This is a genomic window from Acidovorax sp. GW821-FHT10A04, assembly GCF_059415825.1.
In genome coordinates, this window is sequence record NZ_JBWKNZ010000003.1 from 184,621 (window position 1) to 202,624 (window position 18,004).

Annotated in this window: 15 protein-coding genes and 1 tRNA gene; 8 read left to right on the forward strand and 8 right to left on the reverse strand. The window is 69.3% G+C overall.

The annotated features are described in order from the left end of the window. Positions 1 to 112: 112 nt before the first annotated feature. Entirely contained in the window at positions 113 to 679 is a 567-nt protein-coding gene (locus AC07PF_RS08525) for a dihydrofolate reductase family protein (RefSeq protein WP_494611543.1), read from the reverse strand. A gap of 224 nt (positions 680 to 903) precedes the next feature. Here AC07PF_RS08525 and AC07PF_RS08530 point away from each other — a divergent pair, with 224 nt between their 5' ends. From AC07PF_RS08530 to AC07PF_RS08550, 5 genes are all read left to right on the forward strand, one after another. Further along, positions 904 to 1,485 carry a hypothetical protein gene (locus AC07PF_RS08530; RefSeq protein WP_494611544.1) on the forward strand — a complete coding sequence of 194 codons (582 nt, stop codon included), beginning with the start codon at positions 904 to 906 and terminating at the stop codon, positions 1,483 to 1,485. A gap of 236 nt (positions 1,486 to 1,721) precedes the next feature. After that, on the forward strand, positions 1,722 to 3,659 hold the full coding sequence (locus AC07PF_RS08535; protein WP_494611545.1) for an autotransporter assembly complex protein TamA: 1,938 nt from the start codon (positions 1,722 to 1,724) through the stop codon (positions 3,657 to 3,659). Between the two features lie 54 nt (positions 3,660 to 3,713). Continuing rightward, positions 3,714 to 8,138 carry a translocation/assembly module TamB domain-containing protein gene (locus AC07PF_RS08540; protein ID WP_494611546.1) on the forward strand — a complete coding sequence of 1,475 codons (4,425 nt, stop codon included), beginning with the start codon at positions 3,714 to 3,716 and terminating at the stop codon, positions 8,136 to 8,138. A gap of 453 nt (positions 8,139 to 8,591) precedes the next feature. Next, positions 8,592 to 8,666 (forward strand) — tRNA-Arg (locus AC07PF_RS08545). 128 nt (positions 8,667 to 8,794) lie between these two features. Beyond that, the gene (locus tag AC07PF_RS08550) at positions 8,795 to 9,109 is read left to right on the forward strand and encodes a YgdI/YgdR family lipoprotein (RefSeq protein ID WP_494611547.1); all 315 of its coding nucleotides are present in this window, start codon (positions 8,795 to 8,797) and stop codon (positions 9,107 to 9,109) included. A gap of 207 nt (positions 9,110 to 9,316) precedes the next feature. Here AC07PF_RS08550 and AC07PF_RS08555 read toward each other — a convergent pair whose 3' ends face one another. From AC07PF_RS08555 to AC07PF_RS08570, 4 genes are all read right to left on the reverse strand, one after another. Then, positions 9,317 to 9,769 (reverse strand): hypothetical protein, encoded by a 453-nt coding sequence (locus AC07PF_RS08555; RefSeq protein ID WP_494611548.1) that lies wholly within the window; start codon positions 9,767 to 9,769, stop codon positions 9,317 to 9,319. A 457-nt stretch (positions 9,770 to 10,226) separates the two neighbouring features. After that, positions 10,227 to 11,150 carry a LysR substrate-binding domain-containing protein gene (locus AC07PF_RS08560; RefSeq protein WP_494611549.1) on the reverse strand — a complete coding sequence of 308 codons (924 nt, stop codon included), beginning with the start codon at positions 11,148 to 11,150 and terminating at the stop codon, positions 10,227 to 10,229. Positions 11,151 to 11,215: 65 nt separating this feature from the next. Next, complete coding sequence (locus AC07PF_RS08565) at positions 11,216 to 11,584, reverse strand: DUF1428 domain-containing protein (protein ID WP_494611550.1); 369 nt, start codon at positions 11,582 to 11,584, stop codon at positions 11,216 to 11,218. A 425-nt stretch (positions 11,585 to 12,009) separates the two neighbouring features. Further along, positions 12,010 to 12,987: a LysR family transcriptional regulator gene (locus AC07PF_RS08570; RefSeq protein WP_494611551.1), complete on the reverse strand. Its 978-nt coding sequence runs from the start codon at positions 12,985 to 12,987 to the stop codon at positions 12,010 to 12,012. A gap of 94 nt (positions 12,988 to 13,081) precedes the next feature. On the opposite strand from AC07PF_RS08570, the gene AC07PF_RS08575 reads away from it, so the two are divergent. Both AC07PF_RS08575 and AC07PF_RS08580 read left to right on the forward strand, forming a co-directional pair. Then, complete coding sequence (locus AC07PF_RS08575) at positions 13,082 to 14,155, forward strand: adenosine deaminase family protein (protein WP_494611552.1); 1,074 nt, start codon at positions 13,082 to 13,084, stop codon at positions 14,153 to 14,155. 42 nt (positions 14,156 to 14,197) lie between these two features. Next, on the forward strand, positions 14,198 to 15,187 hold the full coding sequence (locus tag AC07PF_RS08580; RefSeq protein ID WP_494611553.1) for a Bug family tripartite tricarboxylate transporter substrate binding protein: 990 nt from the start codon (positions 14,198 to 14,200) through the stop codon (positions 15,185 to 15,187). A gap of 211 nt (positions 15,188 to 15,398) precedes the next feature. On the opposite strand, the gene AC07PF_RS08585 is transcribed toward AC07PF_RS08580, so the two are convergent. The 3 genes from AC07PF_RS08585 to AC07PF_RS08595 all read right to left on the reverse strand — a co-directional run bounded on the left by AC07PF_RS08585 (position 15,399) and on the right by AC07PF_RS08595 (position 16,764). Then, entirely contained in the window at positions 15,399 to 15,656 is a 258-nt protein-coding gene (locus AC07PF_RS08585; RefSeq protein ID WP_007852980.1) for a hypothetical protein, read from the reverse strand. Between the two features lie 249 nt (positions 15,657 to 15,905). Then, entirely contained in the window at positions 15,906 to 16,421 is a 516-nt protein-coding gene (locus AC07PF_RS08590) for an SRPBCC domain-containing protein (RefSeq protein ID WP_494611554.1), read from the reverse strand. Then, entirely contained in the window at positions 16,399 to 16,764 is a 366-nt protein-coding gene (locus tag AC07PF_RS08595) for an ArsR/SmtB family transcription factor (RefSeq protein WP_007852988.1), read from the reverse strand. The genes AC07PF_RS08590 and AC07PF_RS08595 overlap by 23 nt, the downstream gene beginning before the upstream one ends. A 242-nt stretch (positions 16,765 to 17,006) precedes the next feature. Between AC07PF_RS08595 and AC07PF_RS08600 the strand changes: the two genes are divergently transcribed. Continuing rightward, positions 17,007 to 17,984 (forward strand): quinone oxidoreductase family protein, encoded by a 978-nt coding sequence (locus tag AC07PF_RS08600; protein ID WP_494611555.1) that lies wholly within the window; start codon positions 17,007 to 17,009, stop codon positions 17,982 to 17,984. Positions 17,985 to 18,004 lie beyond the last annotated feature (20 nt).

The following is an 18,004-nucleotide window of genomic DNA, read 5'->3' on the forward strand; positions in this document are numbered from 1 at the left end:
CGGCCGTGCGCCCTGTCACCCAAACAGGCGATTCTGCGCAAAGCTGATGAAGCCCTTGGGCCGCAGCATGCGGGTGTCCAGCCGCCTGGGCCGGCGCCAGGCCCGAACCGCCTCACCCCGCCCGCCGGTAATGCACAGCCACCGCGCCACAGCGCAGCGGCTTCGCCGAGACCAGCGTGAGCCGCCGCGCGACGGGCAGCCCGCCCTGGTACAGCGTGGGCCCGTGGCCGGCGATGCGCGGGTGCACGAGCAGTTGGTACTCGTCGATCAGGTCCAGCCGGTCGAGCACGGTGGCCAGCTTGCCGCTGCCCAGCAGCACGCCGGCGGGCGTGGCGTCCTTGAGCGCCTGGATGCCCGCGCGCAGGTCGTCGCCGCCGGCGACCAGGTGGCTGTGGGCCCACGGAAAATCCTTGCGCGTGGTGGACACCACGTACTTGGGCTTGGCCTGCAGCTTGGTCGCCCACTCACGCACGGCCGGTGGCGCATCCTCCACCTCGCCGCGCGCGACTGCGGGCCAGTGGTGTTCCATCATCTCGTAGGTGACGCGGCCCCACAGCACGGCGCCGTGCGTGTCCATGAGGTGGGTGAAGAAGGCGTGCGTCTCGTCGTCGGCAATGCCCTCCTGGTGGTCCACGCAGCCGTCCAGGGTGAGGTTGATGCTAAAGGTCAGGCGTCCCATGGGGTGCTCCTTTCGGTGTGCGCGGCGTACGAGCCGCCGGGCGCCCGGGGCACAGTCCCGGCTGCGGGGCCGACAACTATAGCGGGGGCCTGGGGTTGCAGGCGAGCGTGCGGTACGTCAGCGGCCAACAAGGCATCCCATCCGACACGCGCCCCCGATTTCATCGTGACAATCGCCCCTGGGTGCCCACCCGTGGCGCGCCCTGTTCCTTGCTCAATGAATGAATGAGTGAGCGAACGAACGATGGATCGACGGACCGCCCCCACATGGACAGCAGCACCACCTGGATCACCGATGCCCTCACCCACCCACTGGCCTGGGCGAGCGTGCGTGCGCACGCACTGGACACCAGGGACTGGCTGGTGCTGGGCGGCATCCTGCTCTTTCAGCGCTTGTGCGTGCACATCGGCATGTGGACGTACTGCCTGGCGGTGCTGCCGGGCACTGCCTTGCACGAGGCCATGCACTGGACGGTGGCAGCGCTGCTGGGCGCCCGGCCCACCATGCCCAACCTGGTGCCGATGCGCACGCACGGGGGCTGGCGGCTGGGGTCGGTGCGGTTTCAGGCGGGGTACCTGCGCTCGTTGCCGATTGCGCTGGCGCCGGTGGCGCTGGCACCGCTGAGCTTCTGGTGGGCCACCACCTTCATGCCGGGGGCCGGGTCTGGCGCCATGTACTGGCTGCATGCCTGGCTGGCGGCGTCGGCCTTCGGGGCGAGCGTGCCGTCCACGCAGGACTGGTCGGTGGCCGCACCGGCCTTGCTGGTGGGGGCGGTGGTGGGGGTGGCGCTGTGGGTGGTACTTTGATGGGGCATATGCCCCAGGCGATTGCGGCCAGGAGGCGCCCTCTCAACGGACACACCCCGATACGCTGCGGGAATCTGTCTTACAAGAAAACGGGCGTTTTGCGGCGATAGTGTGGCATCGCTGGCAGGCCCCCGGCGCCCTTTGCACGCCGTTGCACCCTGGTGCCGCTGTGCCTGCCGTGTGTGCGCCGTGCCGTACCATGCCCCCGTCGTCCATCCCAACCGAAGCCGCCCGCCGTGTCCCGTAGCCCCCGTTCGCACACTGCCCCGTTCTCCCAGCCTTCAACGCCGGCCCGATGGTCGGCGTTGCTGCTTTTCAGCGCCGCCGCCTCGTCGTTGCTGCTGCTGCAGGGTTGCAGCCTGCTGCCCGGGCGGGGGGGCGAAGAGGCGCCACGCGATGCGGCGTCGAGCCCCATTGGGGCGGACAGCGATGGCAGCCCCTCGTTCGACGTGCAGGTGCGCGCACCTGACACGGTGCGCGAGACGCTGGAAAAGCACCTGGAGCTGCAGCGCTTTCGCCAGCTGCCCGACCTGCAGGCCAGCGAGCTGCAGCGCCTGCTGGGCGCGGCCGATGCCAACGCGCGCGAGCTGCTGGGCACGCTGGGCTACTTTGCGCCCACCATCACGGTGGAGCTGACCGAAACGCCCGATGCCAAACTGGCGCCGCGCACGGTGGTGGTGACGGTGGACCCAGGGCCGCAGACGCACATTGCCAAGGCCGACATCACCTTTGCCGAGGCGGTGAGCAATGCACAAGATGGCGAGGGCCGCGCGCGCCAGCTGCGGCGCGTGCAGAACGGCTGGGGGCTGCCGCCGGGCCGGGCCTTCACGCAGTCGGCGTGGGACGGGGCCAAGAACGATGGTCTGCGCCAGCTGCAGGTGCGCCGCTACCCCACGGCCAGCATCACCAACAGCCGCGCCGAGGTGGATGCCGACAAGCACGAGGCGAACCTGAGCGTGGCCTACGACACGGGCCCGCTGTACCGCTTTGGCCCGCTGCGGGTGGAGGGCAACCAGCGCTACGACCCCGATGGCGCGCGCCGCCTGGCGCGCCTGCCCACGGGCGCCATCTACGACGAGACGGAGCTGCTGGACGCGCAATTGCGCCTGGCCAGCAGTGGGTACTACGACGCGGTGTTCCTGACGCTGGACACCGAGGGCACCGACCCGCTGGCCGTGCCGGTGGTCGCCCAGGTGCGCGAGGCGCAGCTGCAGAAAGTGGTGTTCGGCGCGGGCCTGTCGACCGACAGCGGGCCGCGGCTGACGATTGACCACATCCACAACCAGATGCCGTTGCTGGGCTGGCGCGCGGTGAGCAAGCTCTCGCTGGACCGCAAGAACAAACTGCTCAGCACCGAGTGGACCGATCTGCCCGGCGAGAACGGCTGGCGCTGGTTTGCTGGCGGCCAGGTGCAGCGCGAGGACACGGGCGACTACGAGACCAACAGCGCCCGGCTGCGCGGCGGCCGCAGCAAGAGCACCAAGAACATCGACCGCAATTACTTTGTGCAGTACGACTATGCCAAAAGCCAGGGGCTGAAAGCCCCGCCCTCGGGCACGGCGCTGAGCATCAACTACGGCTGGACGGGCCGCTACTTCAACAACAACACGGCCCCCACGCGCGGCCATGGCATTGCGGCCGAGCTGGGCGTGGGCACCACGCTCACGCCCGAGCGCGACCCCTTCGTGCGCACGCTGCTGCGCTGGCAGACCTTTGTCGCCGCGGGCCGCGTGGAGGCCGACGACGGCGCCTCGCGCGCAGCGCGGCTGGCGGTGCGTGCCGAGGGCGGCGCGGTGTTTGCGCGCCAGGGCGCACAGCTGCCGGTGACGCAGCTGTTTTTGACCGGTGGCGACACCACGGTGCGCGGCTATGGCTACCGCAAGATCGGTGCGCGCACCGACAACGACCAGCTGTACGGCGGACGCTACCTGGCCGTGGGCAGCCTGGAGTGGCAGCGCCCCATCGTCTACAAGGGCAGCATGACGGACTGGGAGAGCACCCTGTTCGTGGATGCCGGCGCCGTGGCCGACAAGGTGGGCGACCTGGATCCGCGCGTGGGCGTAGGTGCCGGCGTGCGCTGGCGCAGCCCCGTGGGCCCGCTGCAGGCCGACCTGGCCTATGGCGTGCAGGCCAAGGAGCTGCGGCTGCACCTGCGCCTGGGCTTCACGTTCTGAGACGGCCGCACGGCCTGCTTTTTTACCGCCCCTGATTTCCTGACCTGCTGATTGATGCCCTCTCGCAACCCGCCCGCCTCTGCCGCCAACCGCTCGCCCGATTTCAGCGCCGGGTCGTCGGCACCGCCGCCACCGCCGCGCCGGCGCCGTACCTGGCTGCGCCTGCTGGTGTGGCTGGTGGTTGGCCTGCTGGCGCTGGTGCTGGCAGTGGCCGGCGCGGCGTGGTGGTGGGCGGGCAGCAGCACATCGCTGGCCCTGGCGCTGGCGCGCGCCGCGCAGTACCTGCCGGCGGACCAGAAGCTGGAGAGCCGCGACGTGAGCGGATCGCTGCGCACGGGCGGCAGCATTGGCTGGCTGCGCTGGAGCAGTCCGGCCCTGGTGGTGGAGGTGGACGGCGCGCGCATCGGCTGGCAACTGGCGCCGCTGCTCAGCCGCAAGGTGGAGCTGGGCGAGGTGCATGCCGCGCGCGTGCGCATCACCCCCCAGGCCACGGCGCCCGCCAGCACCGAGCCCCTGAAACCGCTGGAGCAGCTGGTGCTGCCGGTGCAGGTGGCCGTGCCCTTCAAGGTGGACAGCCTGGAGTGGGCGGGCTCGCCCGAGCAGCAGATCAGCCTGGCCGGCAAGCCCGCCGTGCAGGCCCAGAACCTGACCGGCGACTACCGCTACGACGGCACCGAACACCACCTGAAGATCGACAACGTGGAGCTGGCCCAGGGCCAGTACCAGGCCCGCGTGAAGCTGCAGGCCCAAGCCCCCATGGCCATCGACGCCACGCTGGAAGGCACCGTGCACACCACGCCCCCGGGCGGCGGCAACCCGCTGCAGGTGGCCGCGCATGCCACCGTGCAGGGCACGCTGGCCACGGCCGCCGCGCAGCTGCAAGCGGCGGCGCAGTTGAAGCCCGTGGTGGTGGCGGCGGCTGAGCCTGCTGCTCCGGCGCCATCGGCCGCAGCCACACCCGCACGCAAAGGCGCCCCGGCCAACGCCAAGGCGCCCTCCGCCCCTGCCGAGGCCATGCAGGCCGACGTGCAGGCCACCATCCTCCCCTGGGTGCCCCAGCCCCTCAAGCAGGCCGCTGCCGCTCTCAAGGCGCTGGACCTGGCCGCCCTGTGGCCCCAGGCGCCGCGCACGCTGCTGCATGGCACGGTGAAGGTGGACCCGGTGAATGCGACCGCTGCCACGGCACCCACCGGTTCATCCCCCGCACCCGCCATCGCCGGCTGGAACATCGAGGCCGACCTGCGCAACGACCTGCCCGGCCCCTGGGACAGCAGGCACCTGCCCCTGGCCGCGCTGCAGGCCCGCGCAGGCTTTGATGGCACGCGCTGGGATGTGCCTGCGGCCACGGCCACCATCGGCACGGGCAAGGCCGCGGGCACCATTGCCCTCAAGGGCCAGTTCACACCCGCCACCGGCGCGGCCGAGGGCCTGGCCGAGCTGCGCAACCTGCGCCCCGATGCGCTGCACACCGCGCTGGCGGCGGCGCCGCTGGGCGGGCGCATCACCGCCCAGGGCCAGGCCGACCAGGCCGTGCGCTTCACCGCCGACATCCGCGCCACGGGCGCTGCGCCGGTGCAGCCGGCCGCAGCGGCCCCTGGCAAGAAGGGCGCGCCCCTGCTGCGCATCAACACCTTCACCGCCCAGGGCCAGTACCTGGCGCAGACGGGTGGCGGCACGGTGCAGCTCGACCGCCTGCTGCTCGACGCGCTGCAGGCCAAAGTCGAGGCCACGCAACTGCGCGTGGCCCTTGGCGAGCAATCGGCCCAGGGCCAGTTGCGCGCCACGGTGCCGGGCGCCACCGCCAATGCCAACGGCCAGATGGCGCCCACCAAGGGCGCGGGCGAGTTGCAGCTGCAGTTGAGCGATGCCGAGCGCACGCAAGCCTGGCTGGCCAGCCTGCCGGGCCTGGGTAATGCGATGAAGGGCGCCACGGCCAAAGGCCAGGCACAGCTTAATGCGCGCTGGACGGGTGGCTGGCAGACGGCAGCAAACCAGATCGAAGCCCTGGCGGCCGGCAAGGCCCTGCCCGCGTTGGCCAGCAAGGACGGCGGTTTCACCTTGCAGGCCCGCGTCAACGCGCCGCAGCTCGACGTGGCTCTGCCACCAGGCAAGGGGGGCGCAAGCCCCATGTCCGCGATCCAGCTGCGTGGGGTGAATGCCGAGCTCTCGGGCTCACTGGCCCAGGCCACGCTGGCGCTGGATGGCGAGGCCCGCACCGGCACGCAGCGCGCTACGGTGCGCACGCGCCTGGCGGGCGGCACCAGCGGTGCCAACGAGTGGCAGGCCCAGGTGACCGAACTGCGCCTGCAGGCGCAAGACACGCAGTTGCCCGGCCCCTGGGCCGTGCAACTGGCCGAGCCCGTGACCGTGAAGCTGCGCATGGGCGGGGCCGCGCTGGCACCGGCCATGCCAGCATCGGGCACAGCCCCTTCTGCCACCGGTGCGGCCGCCCTGTCGGTGCAGGCCTCTGCCGGGCAGGCGCGCATTACCGGGCCGGTGGCGGGCACGGCCACGCTGCGCTGGCAGCCCATCAGCTACGCGGGCGGCGGCGGCAGCCCGCTGCGCCTGCAGACCCAGGGCAGCCTGCAGGGCCTGCCCATGGCCTGGGTGGATGCGTTTGGGGGCGGCAGCGACCCCGCTGGCAAGCCCGCCCAGCCCCTGCTGGCCCGCCTGGGCCTGGCCGGCAACATCGTCTTCGACGGGCAGTGGAACGTGGACACCACCAGCGGCCCGCTGCGCGCCAGCGCCAGCGTGCGCCGCGCCTCCGGTGACCTGCGCATCCTGGCGGTGGATTCGGCCCCCATCACCACCGTGCAGAGCAGCGGCCAGGGCACCGGCGCGGGCAGCCCCAAGGCTACCGTGACCGAAGAGCCCGGCAGCGGCAGCAATGCCGGCGTGCGCCAGGCCGAGCTGACCCTGGAGGCCGAGGGCGATGCCCTGCGCGCCAAACTGGTATGGGCCAGCGCCCGCGCCGGCGAGGTGGACGCCACCGCCAGCACCCGCCTCACCCTGGGCAGCACGCTGGGTGCGACCACGCTGGCGCCCGACGCGCCGCTGGCCGGCACCCTGCGCGCCCGCCTGCCCGATGTGGGCGTGTGGTCGGCCCTGGCCCCGCCGGGCTGGCGCGTGCGCGGCACGCTGGATGCCAACGCCACCCTGTCGGGCACGCGCGCTGCGCCGCGCTGGGCCGGCACGCTGGGGGCCGACGAGCTGGCCGTGCGCTCCATCCTCGACGGGGTGGACCTGCAGGGCGGGCGCCTGCGCGCGGCGCTCAACGGCAACCAGCTCGATATCACCGAGTTCAGCCTGCGCGGGGGCAGCGGCAGCAAGGCGCGTATCCCCGGCTACAGCGGCAACCGCACCAGCGCCCCGCAAGACGGCGGCAGCCTCACCGGCACCGGCCGCGTGACCTGGGGCGATGCGGCAACCAGCAACAACGGTGGCATGTCGGGCCTGGCCATGAGTTTTCAGGCCGAGGCCAAGGCCCTGCAGGTGCTGGGCCGGGCCGACCGGCAGGTCAGCGTGTCGGGCAAGGTGCAGGCGCAGTTGCAGCAGGGCCAGTTCAGCGTGCGCGGGCAACTCACCACCGACCGCGCCACCATCATCCTGCCCGACGAGACCGCGCCCAGCCTGGGCAGCGACGTGGTGGTGCGCTCGGCCGCCAAGGACCGCGAAGCCCAGGCAAAGGCCCAGGCGGTGGCCAAGGCGAACCAGGCCGCCGGACAGCCCGCCACCGGCACCACGCCCACCACGGCCAAGCCGCCCGACATCGCCATCACCCTGAACCTGGGGCGCGACTTTGCGCTGCAGGGCCAGGGCATCACCACGCGCCTGACGGGCGAGCTCGACATCCGCAGCAGTGCGGTGCCCGGCGCGCCCCCGCGCGTGATCGGCGAGGTGCGCACCGAGCAGGGCCGCTACCGCGCCTGGGGCCAGGTGCTGGACGTGGAGACGGGGCTCATCCGCTTCAGCGGCCCATACAACAACCCCTCGCTCGACATATTGGCGCTGCGCCCCAACATCAGCGTGCGTGCCGGCGTGCAGGTCAGCGGCTCGGCCCTGGCCCCGCGCGTGCGCCTGTACTCGGACCCCGACCTGCCCGATGCCGAAAAACTGTCGTGGGTGGTGCTGGGCCGCGACGCCGCCGCCGGCGGCGCCGAAGCCGCCGTGCTGCAGCAAGCCGCCCTGGCCCTGCTCGGCCGCAAGGGCGGCACCGGCGCCACCGCCAACATGGCCAGCCGCCTGGGCCTGGACGAAATCGGATTCAAGGGCCCTGGCGCGGGGGAGGACGCCACCGGCGCCGCGCTGACCTTCGGCAAGCGTTTGTCCACCGACCTGTACGTGACGTACGAGCGCAGCCTGTCGGGCACGCTGGGCACGCTGTACATCTTCTACGACCTGTCGCGCCGGCTCACGCTGCGCGGGCAGACGGGGGCGCAGAGTGCGGTGGACATCATCTACACGTTGAAGTACGACTGATGCGGCTGTGCCTTCAACCGCCTGGCGTCGTTGGTTCGCCTTGCCGTGCTCAGAACCTGTTTACGATCTCGCAGGGGTCGCGCAGCGGCCTTGCCGGGATGGGATGCTAGGCGCGGTGCGCAGTTGATAGCCCCGCTATCAACAAGCGCCGCAACGCCGCAGACCGCCCGGCAAGGCACTTGCCCGAAGGGTTGGGGCGAAATCGGGCGATTGGACGCCCCGGCTGCTTGCATGGGCACGAGCCCATGCGGCGCACCCGGAGCATCCACTCATACCGATTGCGCCCCAACGCGATCCCCTGCGAGATCGTAAACAGGTTCTAAAGCACTGTCTGCGGCTTCCCGCCTAGCCATCCGGCTGAAGGCAAAGCCGCATGCGGGGGCCGTGCGCAGCGCAAAAACCCGGTCTTGCCGAAGGAGCCCCCGCACTGCCCCTACAATCGCCCGCTGCGTCCTCCTCGTAGTTCAATGGATAGAACGAGTGCCTCCTAAGCGCTAGATACAGGTTCGATTCCTGTCGAGGGGACCACTTCCCTCCTTCGTGGGATGAACCGCTGACACCGGCCTTGGGGTGCACCGGCCATTCCCCCAGCACCACCCGCCCCTGCCCACCTGCCCTCCGAGCCGATAATGGCCCCCTCACAAAAGGGAGGCTCGATGAAGAAAAAATCTGCAGGGGCGATAGCATGTCTGACCGTTGCTGCGTTGGCTGGCTGCGCATCCAACTCCGGGGTGATCGCCCTGGGCCAGGACTCCTACATGATCAGCAAGCAGCAGGCCACCGGCTTTCCGGGCCTGGGCAACATCACCGCCGAGAACATTGCGCAAGCCACCGCGCATTGCTCGAAATTGGGCAAGCGCTTTGAAGTCGTCGATATCAAAGAAAGCAAACCTCCGTACATCCTTGGAAACTATCCAAGGTCCGATGTCCGGTTCACATGCGTGGACAACAGCAGCAAGAAGGCATCTTGAGCGTTGAGTGTTGAACGGCAGCTGCATGCCGTCGCACCCTGCCTTACTCACAGCGCTTCACGGTCTGCACCGTATGCCGTTCCGATGCGCTGGCGACGCATCCCTTGGCGGGTCGCTGCAGCGTGCGCTTCGGCTTCAGCCCCAGCTGCGTGCACCTGGTTCGGGGTGCAGCCAACGACCCGGCAGACCGCACAGGGCGGCAGTCAGTCACCGGTCGTAGGCGTCCCTCAGCTTTCCGTAGATCTCGCTCGTGTTGCCCAGCACGACGGCGCAGTAGGGGTGGACGGGTTGGGGCAAAGGGTTGTTGCAGACAGTGCCCCACTGGTTCGCCACACGGCATTGGTCCAGCAGCTTGTCCAGGTCGTCCGAAAAATTGCCTGCCTGGATGCCGAGCCAGAGCGTCCGAAAGTCCGAGTCCTCCGGCCCTTTCACGATGGCGACGGTGTCCGTGCTCTTTTGGTAGAAGAACGGGGTGTTGCCCACATAGCCGCCCATGCGGTTCTTGGCATTCACCAGCCCGCATGCGTCACCTTGGTTCTTGCCGTCCTGCATCTCGCTGAACTTCGCGCTGTCGGGGTCATTGAGCAGCTTCTTGACTGCGACCTTGGCGTCGTTGTGTGCACCACATGCGGCCAGCGCCACGGCGGCGATGCCCGCCATCATCCAAACTCTCATCCATCTGCTCCCTGTTCTGACTGACCATTCTGTTGTGTAGCGACAATGCCTTGATTGACGGCAGCGCCACATGCCCGACGCCCGATTGATCCACATGGCATGCCGGCTTGTCGGCGGCTTCCGAGTGAGGCGCCTGGGCCTAGTATGGCGTGAAACAGTGTCGGCCCGAGCCACCAGGCTGGGCAGCACTCTCGGTAGGGCCGGCACCTGACAATAGCCACCGATGGCACCGATGCGGCGCACATTGGCGGGGTGCAGGGCCCTCGTCCCAGCCCAAATCCCCTTGGCCCCGTCACCCCAATGTGATACAGGCTACTACCCCCAGGCTTCACGCTCAACTCGCAGGTCTTCTCGGTGATGTACGCCTTCACCTATGCCGGCACCGCTGAGGTCAACCTCTACTCCGCGCGCTTTTGCAAGTGACCCAGTTTGAGGCAGGGGCCTAGCCTCCAGCCTCCTCCAACAGCCATGCAGTGACCTCGTCCAGCAAGCCCCCATCACCGCGCGCCCGCTGCGGCCACACCAGGTGGTAGTCAATGCCAGTGCGTAGCGCCACCTGCGGCAGCACCCGCACCAGGCGGCCGGCAGCTATGTCGGAGGCGACGAAGAAGGGGCTGGCCAGCGCCAGGCCCTGGCCGGCGATGGCCGCGTCGATGGCCAGGCTGATCTGGTTGAAGCGCGTGCCGCCCGGTGGCGGGGCCGGCATGCCGGCCTGCGCGAAGAACGCGGGCCAGGAGCCATGGGCGTCGTGGATCAGCGGCAGTTTGGCCAGGCGCTTTGGCGTCAGCGCGCCCGGTGCTCCCACCAGCGCCGGGCTGCTCACCGCGATCAGGGTGTTCTCGAGCAGGCGCTGCACGTGCAGCCCCGGCCCAAACGGGGGCTGGCCATAGCGGATGGACAGGTCGACGCCCTCCGCGTGGAAGCGCGACACGCGCTCGCTGGCCAGCACGCGCAGCTCGGTGCCGGGGTGGCGCTCGGCAAAGCGCGGCAGGCGTGGCAGCAGCCACTTGGCAGCCAGCGTGGGCGCCACGCTGATGGTGACCTGCCGCTCGCCCGGGCGCAGCTGGCGCGTGGCATCGGCGATCTCTTCGAGCGCTCGGCGCACGCGCAGCGCATAGGTGGTACCCGCCTCGGTGGGCGCCAGACCGCGCGCGCGCCGCTCGAACAGGCGAATACCGAGCTCGGCCTCCAGCGCGCGCACCTGCTGCGCCACGGCGCCCTGCGTCACATCGAGCTCCTCGGCCGCCAGGCGAAAGTTCAGGTGCCGCGCCGCGGCCTCGAAGGCGTGCAGCGCCTTGAGCGAGGGCAGGCCCTGCAGGGGCGGGGCGGCGTGGCTATTGCTGCTGGCGTGGGAGTCGGCGGTCATGGGCTTCGGATCTCGGGGCGGCGAGGTGTGCAACGGTCCCGGCGACAGACTATCCCACACCCTGGTCAAGCCTTCACTTCAACCACCTGCTCAAAACCGCCGAAGATCATGCGTTTGCCGTCGAAGGGCATGGGCGGGTTGCCGGGGGTGGACGGGTCCATGCGTGGGTCTTCCATCATCTTCTTCATGCCCGCGTCGCGCGTGGCCTTGTCCGGCCATTCGACCCAGGAGAACACCACCGTCTCCTCGGCCGTGGCCTGCACCGCGCGGCGGAAGTCGGTGACCTTGCCGTCGGGGACGTCATCGCCCCAGCCCTCGATCACGCGGATGGCGCCCAGTTCGATGAAGATCGGGTCGAGCTGGCGCGCGTGCTCGATGAACTTCTGCTTGTTGGCGGTGGGGACGGCGATCACGAAACCATCGATGTAGGACATGTCTTGACTCCTGTTGGGTTGACGACCATGCGGCGTGCCCGCCATGGGCACCCCGTAAGAACGTGTTTGCGATCTTTTCGGGGCCGCGTTGGGGCGCAATCGGGATGAGTGGATGCTTCGGATGTGCCGCATGGGCTCATGCCCATGCAAGCAGCCGGGGCGTTCAATCGCCCGATTTCGCCCCAACCCTTCGGGCAAGTGCCTTGCCGGGCGGTCTGCGGCGTTGCGGCGCTTGGTTGTGCCGAGCTATCAACTGCGCACCGCGCCTAGCATCCCATCCCGGCAAGGTACTTGCGCGGCTCTGAAAAGATCGTAAACACGTTCTAAGCATTCGACGAACGAGGATCCGCCAGATCGACAGGAAGCGCCCGGAAAGAAACACTTTTTTGCTTTCTTCTTCCTCCAGCGGCGCGGGGCCACCGCAGTCACTGCGTGCGCTTCGCCCGACGCACCGGCTTGGGCGCAGGGGCGGCGGCAAGACGCGCCTGCAAGAACGCCCGCAGCGCCTGCACCACCTGGCTGCGCATCGGGCCCGGCTGGTACACCAGCACCACCCGCCGCTCGATGTGTGGCGTGACCAGCGGCAGCACGGCCAGGTCCGGGTCGCGCAGCGCGGCGGTGTACAGCCGCGGCATCAGGCCCAAGGCCATGCCGCCCCGGACCAGCGCGTAGAGCGTCTCGGCATAGCTCACGCGGTAGGGCTCGGCATGCTGGGCGAACTGCGCGCGGGCCGACTCGCCCAGCGCCGGCATGCTGCCGCTTTCAAACAACGCCAGCCGCTCGTGCCCGATGTCCTGCCAGGCAACGGGCGCTTCGGCCTGGGCCAGCGCGTGGTCGCGGCGCAGCACCAGCACCAGCGGGTCGCGAAACAGGTCGGTGCAGACCAGGCTGCCCGGGGGCTCGGTGATGGCGGCGATGGCCAGGTCGAGCTGCCCGCTGCGCACCTCGGCCAGCAGCGTGGTGGAGGGGGCGTCGCGCCAGGCCAGGTCCATGCGGCTGCGCTGCGCCGGCGCCCCAGCGCTTTGTTGTTGGTCTTCTTGCAGGAACTCACCCACCGCTGCCACCACGCGCGCGCTGGCCGACGGGATGACGCCGATGCGCACCAGCGCCCGCCCGCGCTGCACGGTGTTGTCGATGTCCTTCAGGGCGCTGTCCACCGTGTGCACCACGAAGTCGGTGCGCGCCAGAACTTCGGCGCCCAGCTGCGTGAGCTGTAGCTGGTGCGTGGAGCGCGTGAGCAGCTCGGCGCCCACCAGCCGCTCCATCTGCTTGATGGCATTGCTCAGGGCCGGCTGGGTGATGGACAGCCGGCGCGCCGCCCGGCCGAACTGCCCCTCTTCGACCAGCACGGAAAAAAAGCGCAGCTGCCGCAGCGTGAGCGCATGGAGTGCGGTGGTGCCCATGGCCTGGTTCTCCCTCGATGGTTATAGATCCGATGAATGAATATATAGATATTTAAAATTTTCCTTATCTGCGGGGCTTGCCTAAACTTTCCGCATGAGCCCGAACCCCGCCCCCGCCGATGCGCCCCTGGAGGCCTTCCTGCGCGCCATGCCGAAGGTGGAGCTGCACTGCCACCTGTTCGGCACGGTGCGCCATGCGACCTTTGCCGCGCTGAACCGCCGGGCCGGCTCGCCGCTGGCCGATGAAGAGGTGCAAGGCTTCTATACGCGCGGCGACAAGCCCGTGGGCGTGCTGCGCGTGCTGCGCGCGCTTGACGCGCAACTGGTGCGCACGGCCGATGACCTGTACCAGCTGACCATCGAATACCTGGAGGACGCGGCGGCCCACGCGGTGCGCCATGCCGAGTTCTTCTGGAACCCGACCGGCACCGTGCACGCCTCGGGCATCGCCTACCCGCTGGCGCAAGGCGCCATCGTGCGCGCCATTCGCGATGCCGAGCAGCAGTTCGGCATCGCCGGCAGGCTGATTGCGGCGGTGGACCGCGAGGCCTCGCCCGAGGCCGCGGTGGAGATGGTGCAGTGGGTGGCGGCGCACCGCTGCGACGAGGTGATCGGCATCGGCATCGACTACCGCGAGAACGACCGGCCGCCCGAGCTGTTTCTGCAGGCCTACCGCGACGCACAGCGCGCGGGCCTCAAGACCACCGCCCACGCCGGCGAGTTCGGCATGCCCTGGACCAATGTGCGCACCGCGCTCGACGTGCTCCAGGTCGACCGCATCGACCACGGCTACACGGTCGTCGACAACCCGGCGTTCGCACGTGAGTGCGCCGAGCGCGGCGTGGTCTTCACCGTGGTGCCCACCAACTCCTACTACCTGCGCACGCTGGCGCCCGAGCGCTGGGCACTGGACCACCCCATCCGGCACATGCCGGCACTGGGCCTGCGCATCCACCCCAACACCGACGACCCGACCCTGCACCAGGTCACGCCGACCGGGGCCTGGCTGAAGATGGCGCGCGACTTCGGCTTTGGCCTGGACGACTTGCGCGGCTTCATGCACAACGGCCTGGACGGCGCCTGGATCGACGACACGCAGCGCCGCCGCTGGCGCAGCGAATGGAGCGCACAGTTCGATGCGCTGCGTGCCGCGCACGGCCTGGCTTGACCTGACGACCCCGCACGCCCCCTACCCCGAAAGACCCCCACCATGCGATACCTTGTAGTCCCTCTGCTCGCCACCCTGCCCCTGCTGGCCCTGGGCACGGCGCAGGCACAGACCCAGGCCCCCGCCTGGCCTACGGCCAAGCCCATCACGCTGATCGTTCCGTACTCCGCCGGCGGCAGCGTTGATTTTGTGGCGCGCCTGGTGGCCACGCGGCTGGCGGAGCGCCTGAAGCAATCGGTGGTGATCGAGAACGTGAGCGGTGCCGGCGGCGCCATCGGAGTGGCCAAGGCGGCCGCGGCGTCGCCCGACGGCTACACCATCGTGGCCGCGCCCGACAGCACGATTGCGATCGGCAAGCTGGTCAACCCCGCCGCGTACAAGTTCGATCCGCTCAAGGACCTGGTGGCCGTGGGCATGGTGAACACGGCCCCCATGGTGCTGGTGGCGCGGCCCGGCCTGGGCGTGGCGAGCTACGCCGACTTCGTCAAGCTCGCCAAGGCCTCGCCCGGCAAGACCAGCTATGCCACCTCGGGTGTGGGCACGGTGCTGCACCTGTCCATGGAACTGCTCAAGCAGCGCAGCGGGATCTACGTCACGCACATCCCCTACCGCGGCGCGGCGCAGATCGCCACCGACGTGATCGGCGAGCAGGTCGACACCGCCATGCTCATCAGCGCCGGCGCGGTGCCCGGCTACGTGCAGAGCGGCAAGCTCAAGGCCCTGGGCGTGACTGGCACCAAGCGCCTCGAATCGCTGCCCAACGTGCCCACCTTCGACGAAATGCCTGGCCTCAAAGGCTACGCCCCGGTGGCCTGGACCGGCCTGTTCGCCCCCGCGCAAACGCCCGCGCCCATCGTCGCGCGCCTGAACCAGGAGCTCAACGCGGTGCTCAACACCCCCGAAGTCCGCACCAAGCTGCAGGAACAAGGCGCGCTGCCGGGCAGCGGCTCGGCACAGGACCTGGCCCGCTTCGTGCAGGCCGAATACGCCCGCAACCTGAAGGTGGTGCAGAGCGTCAATATCAAGGAATGAACAGGGGCGGGTGGAGGGCAGTGAAGAGGCGTCGGCTTTCAGCCAATACGGATTGGCGTTCAGCCACAGCCTGATGCCTTCGCCGTTGCAGACCTAGGTAGGGAGGGGGCTGCGACCAGACTCGTTGGACGGGCCAATGTACAAGCGCCGGGGCTCGACCACGCCGAAGTCGCATTCGGCATGCCGGCACTTTGCCGCTGATGGGGCACGCCTACAGAATGTCTTTGACGATGCCTCGGCGCTGCAGCTGCTGCAGCACCGGATAGGCGGCCATACCCGTCAAGGAAGATGAGATACCACATATCAGTGGTGCCACAAGAACCATGATCAGGTCCACCCAGACAGGAGATCCCGAATCATCGAAGACACCCCAGATGGCTTGCACACCATACAACACCGGCATCAGTGCCAGCGTTCCAAAGAATCCGATATAGAACTGAAGCTCAAGCACTGACGAGAGAGATTTCATGGATATTGACTCTACAGGCTTGTTGGTCTGGACAAGGATCCCTGCCGTCTTTGCCCGAGCGGATATTTGCACATTGCGCATTGCCGGCCCAGGTCTTTTTGGCCTGTGGATTTCACCGCCTGGCTGTCGGCCTGCCGCGCCGCTTGCTGGCCTTGCTGTTCGCTTTTCCGGCAGCGGCTGGTGAAGCGGCAGGGTTCTGCCTTCGGCAAGCACCCCGCAGGACCTGCCTGCCCTGCCGGCCTTTCGACCTCACCCCATGCTGCCCACCAGCGCGTCAAGCTGGTCGAATGTCTCGTCGTTCCAGCCCGTGCTGCCGGCGGCGATCTCGGCGTCGAGCGCCTCCTTGGAAGGGTAGAGGTCGTGCACGACGAGCAGCGTGTGCCCCGCTGGCTGTTCCTCGAAGGTGACGGTGGTGACCTGGCCGCTGCCGCCGGCTTCGTCATTGGTCCAGGCCAGGCGCGAGGGCGGTGCCACTTCCAGGTAGCGGCCGTGGAAGGCCATGCCCTGCGGCGCGTCGGGGTGGCTGAACACCAGGCGGTAGCTGCCGCCCACACGAACGTCAAGCTCGCAGGACAGCAGCGCCAGGCCAAAGGATTGGGGCACCCACCAGCGCTGGAACAGCGCGGCATCGGTCCAGGCCTTGAACACGGTGCGCGGCGGGGCCTGGATGGTGCGCGTGACGACCAGTTCACGCTCGGACTTGCGCTCCACCGACAGGCGGTGCTGCGGAGAGGCGGGCTGGCTAGTTGTGTTTCCTGCGTCCATCGGTTTTCTCCTGGTGTTGCAATTCCTCGACCACCTGGTCCAGCGCGTCGAAGCGGGCATGCCAGAGCTGGCGGTGCTGCTCGATCCACAGCGCCTGCGCCTCCAGCGGGTGCGGGCCCAACTGGCAGTGGCGCACACGCCCGAGCTTCTGCGTGGTGACCAGCCCGGCCTGCTCCAGCACGCCGATGTGCTTTTTCATCCCCGTGAGGGTCATGCCGAACTTGGCGGCCAGCTCGGTGATGGACGCATCGGCGCGCCCGAGCTGCTGCAGCACGCCACGCCGGGTGGAGTCGGCCAGCGCAGCAAAGGCGGCATCGAGGTGGGCATCCGAATACTGAACCATTAAGTTCAGTATATACCCACCTCCTTTCTGGCGCCACTCCCGCCAAGCCAGCAGTTTTTCTACCGACTGAATGCAGCCCCAGCCCCTCGCTGCACCGGCCTACGGGTGCTAATCTGACGCCTTCACATGCCACGGTCCGCCATGCCACAGCGGCGCCCGGTGGGCTGGAACCCCCAGCCCATGGCAGGAGAAAAATGGGCTGCCCTTGCCGTCCCCCATCCCACACAGAAAGGCCCCTGTCCATGCATGCCCTCGTCTTCCACCAGTTCGGCGATGCCGATGTCCTGCGCCATGAATTGGTTCCCGACCCGACCCCGGCGCCCGGCCAGGCGCTGGTGCGCATGCGGGCCGTGGGGCTGAACTTTGCCGATGTGTACCGGCGCAAGGGCAATTACCACCTGGCCGGGTCGCCGCCATGGGTGCTGGGCTACGAGGGCGCGGGCGAGGTGATCAGCGCGCCGCCGGGCAGCGGCCTGCAGCCGGGGCAGCGGGTGGGCTTTGCCGACAGCCCGTTTGCCAATGCCGAACTGTGCGCGGTGGATGTCGACCGGTTAATCCCCCTGCCCGACGCGATCTCGTTCGAGACGGCCGCAGGCAGCCTGCTGCAGGGCCTGACGGCGCAGTACCTGTGCCGCGACAGCTATGCGGTTCGCCCGGGGGACTGGGCGGTGGTGCATGCGGCGGCGGGCGGCGTGGGGCTGCTGCTGGTGCAGATGCTGCGCCGCCTGGGCGCGCGGGTGATCGCCATCGCATCGACCGAGGCCAAGCGCCAGGCGGTGCGCGAGGTGCTGGGCGCGGACGCCAGCGTGGCTGCGGTGATCCCCACCGAGGGCTGGCTGCAGGCCGTGCAGGCGATCACCGGCGGGCGCGGGGCGGACGTGGTGTACGACTCCGTGGGCACCACCTTGCCCGACAGCCTGGCCGCCGCGCGCACCGGTGGCACCATCGTCTTCTACGGCATGGCCGCGGGCGACCCGGCGCCGGTGGACCCGCGCCTGCTCATGGACCGCTCGCTGGCGCTGGTGGGCGGAGACCTGTGGAACGTGCTCACCAGCGCACAGGAGCGCCGTTCGCGCGCGGCGCAGCTCTTCGAGGCCATCGGGGCGGGCGAGCTGCAGTTGCACATCGCCCAGCGCTTTGCGCTGCGCGACGGCGCACAGGCCCACCGCGCGCTGGAGGGCCGGCAGGCCATTGGCAAGGTGTTGCTGGTGGTGGAGTGATGCGGGGGCGCCCATCGCTG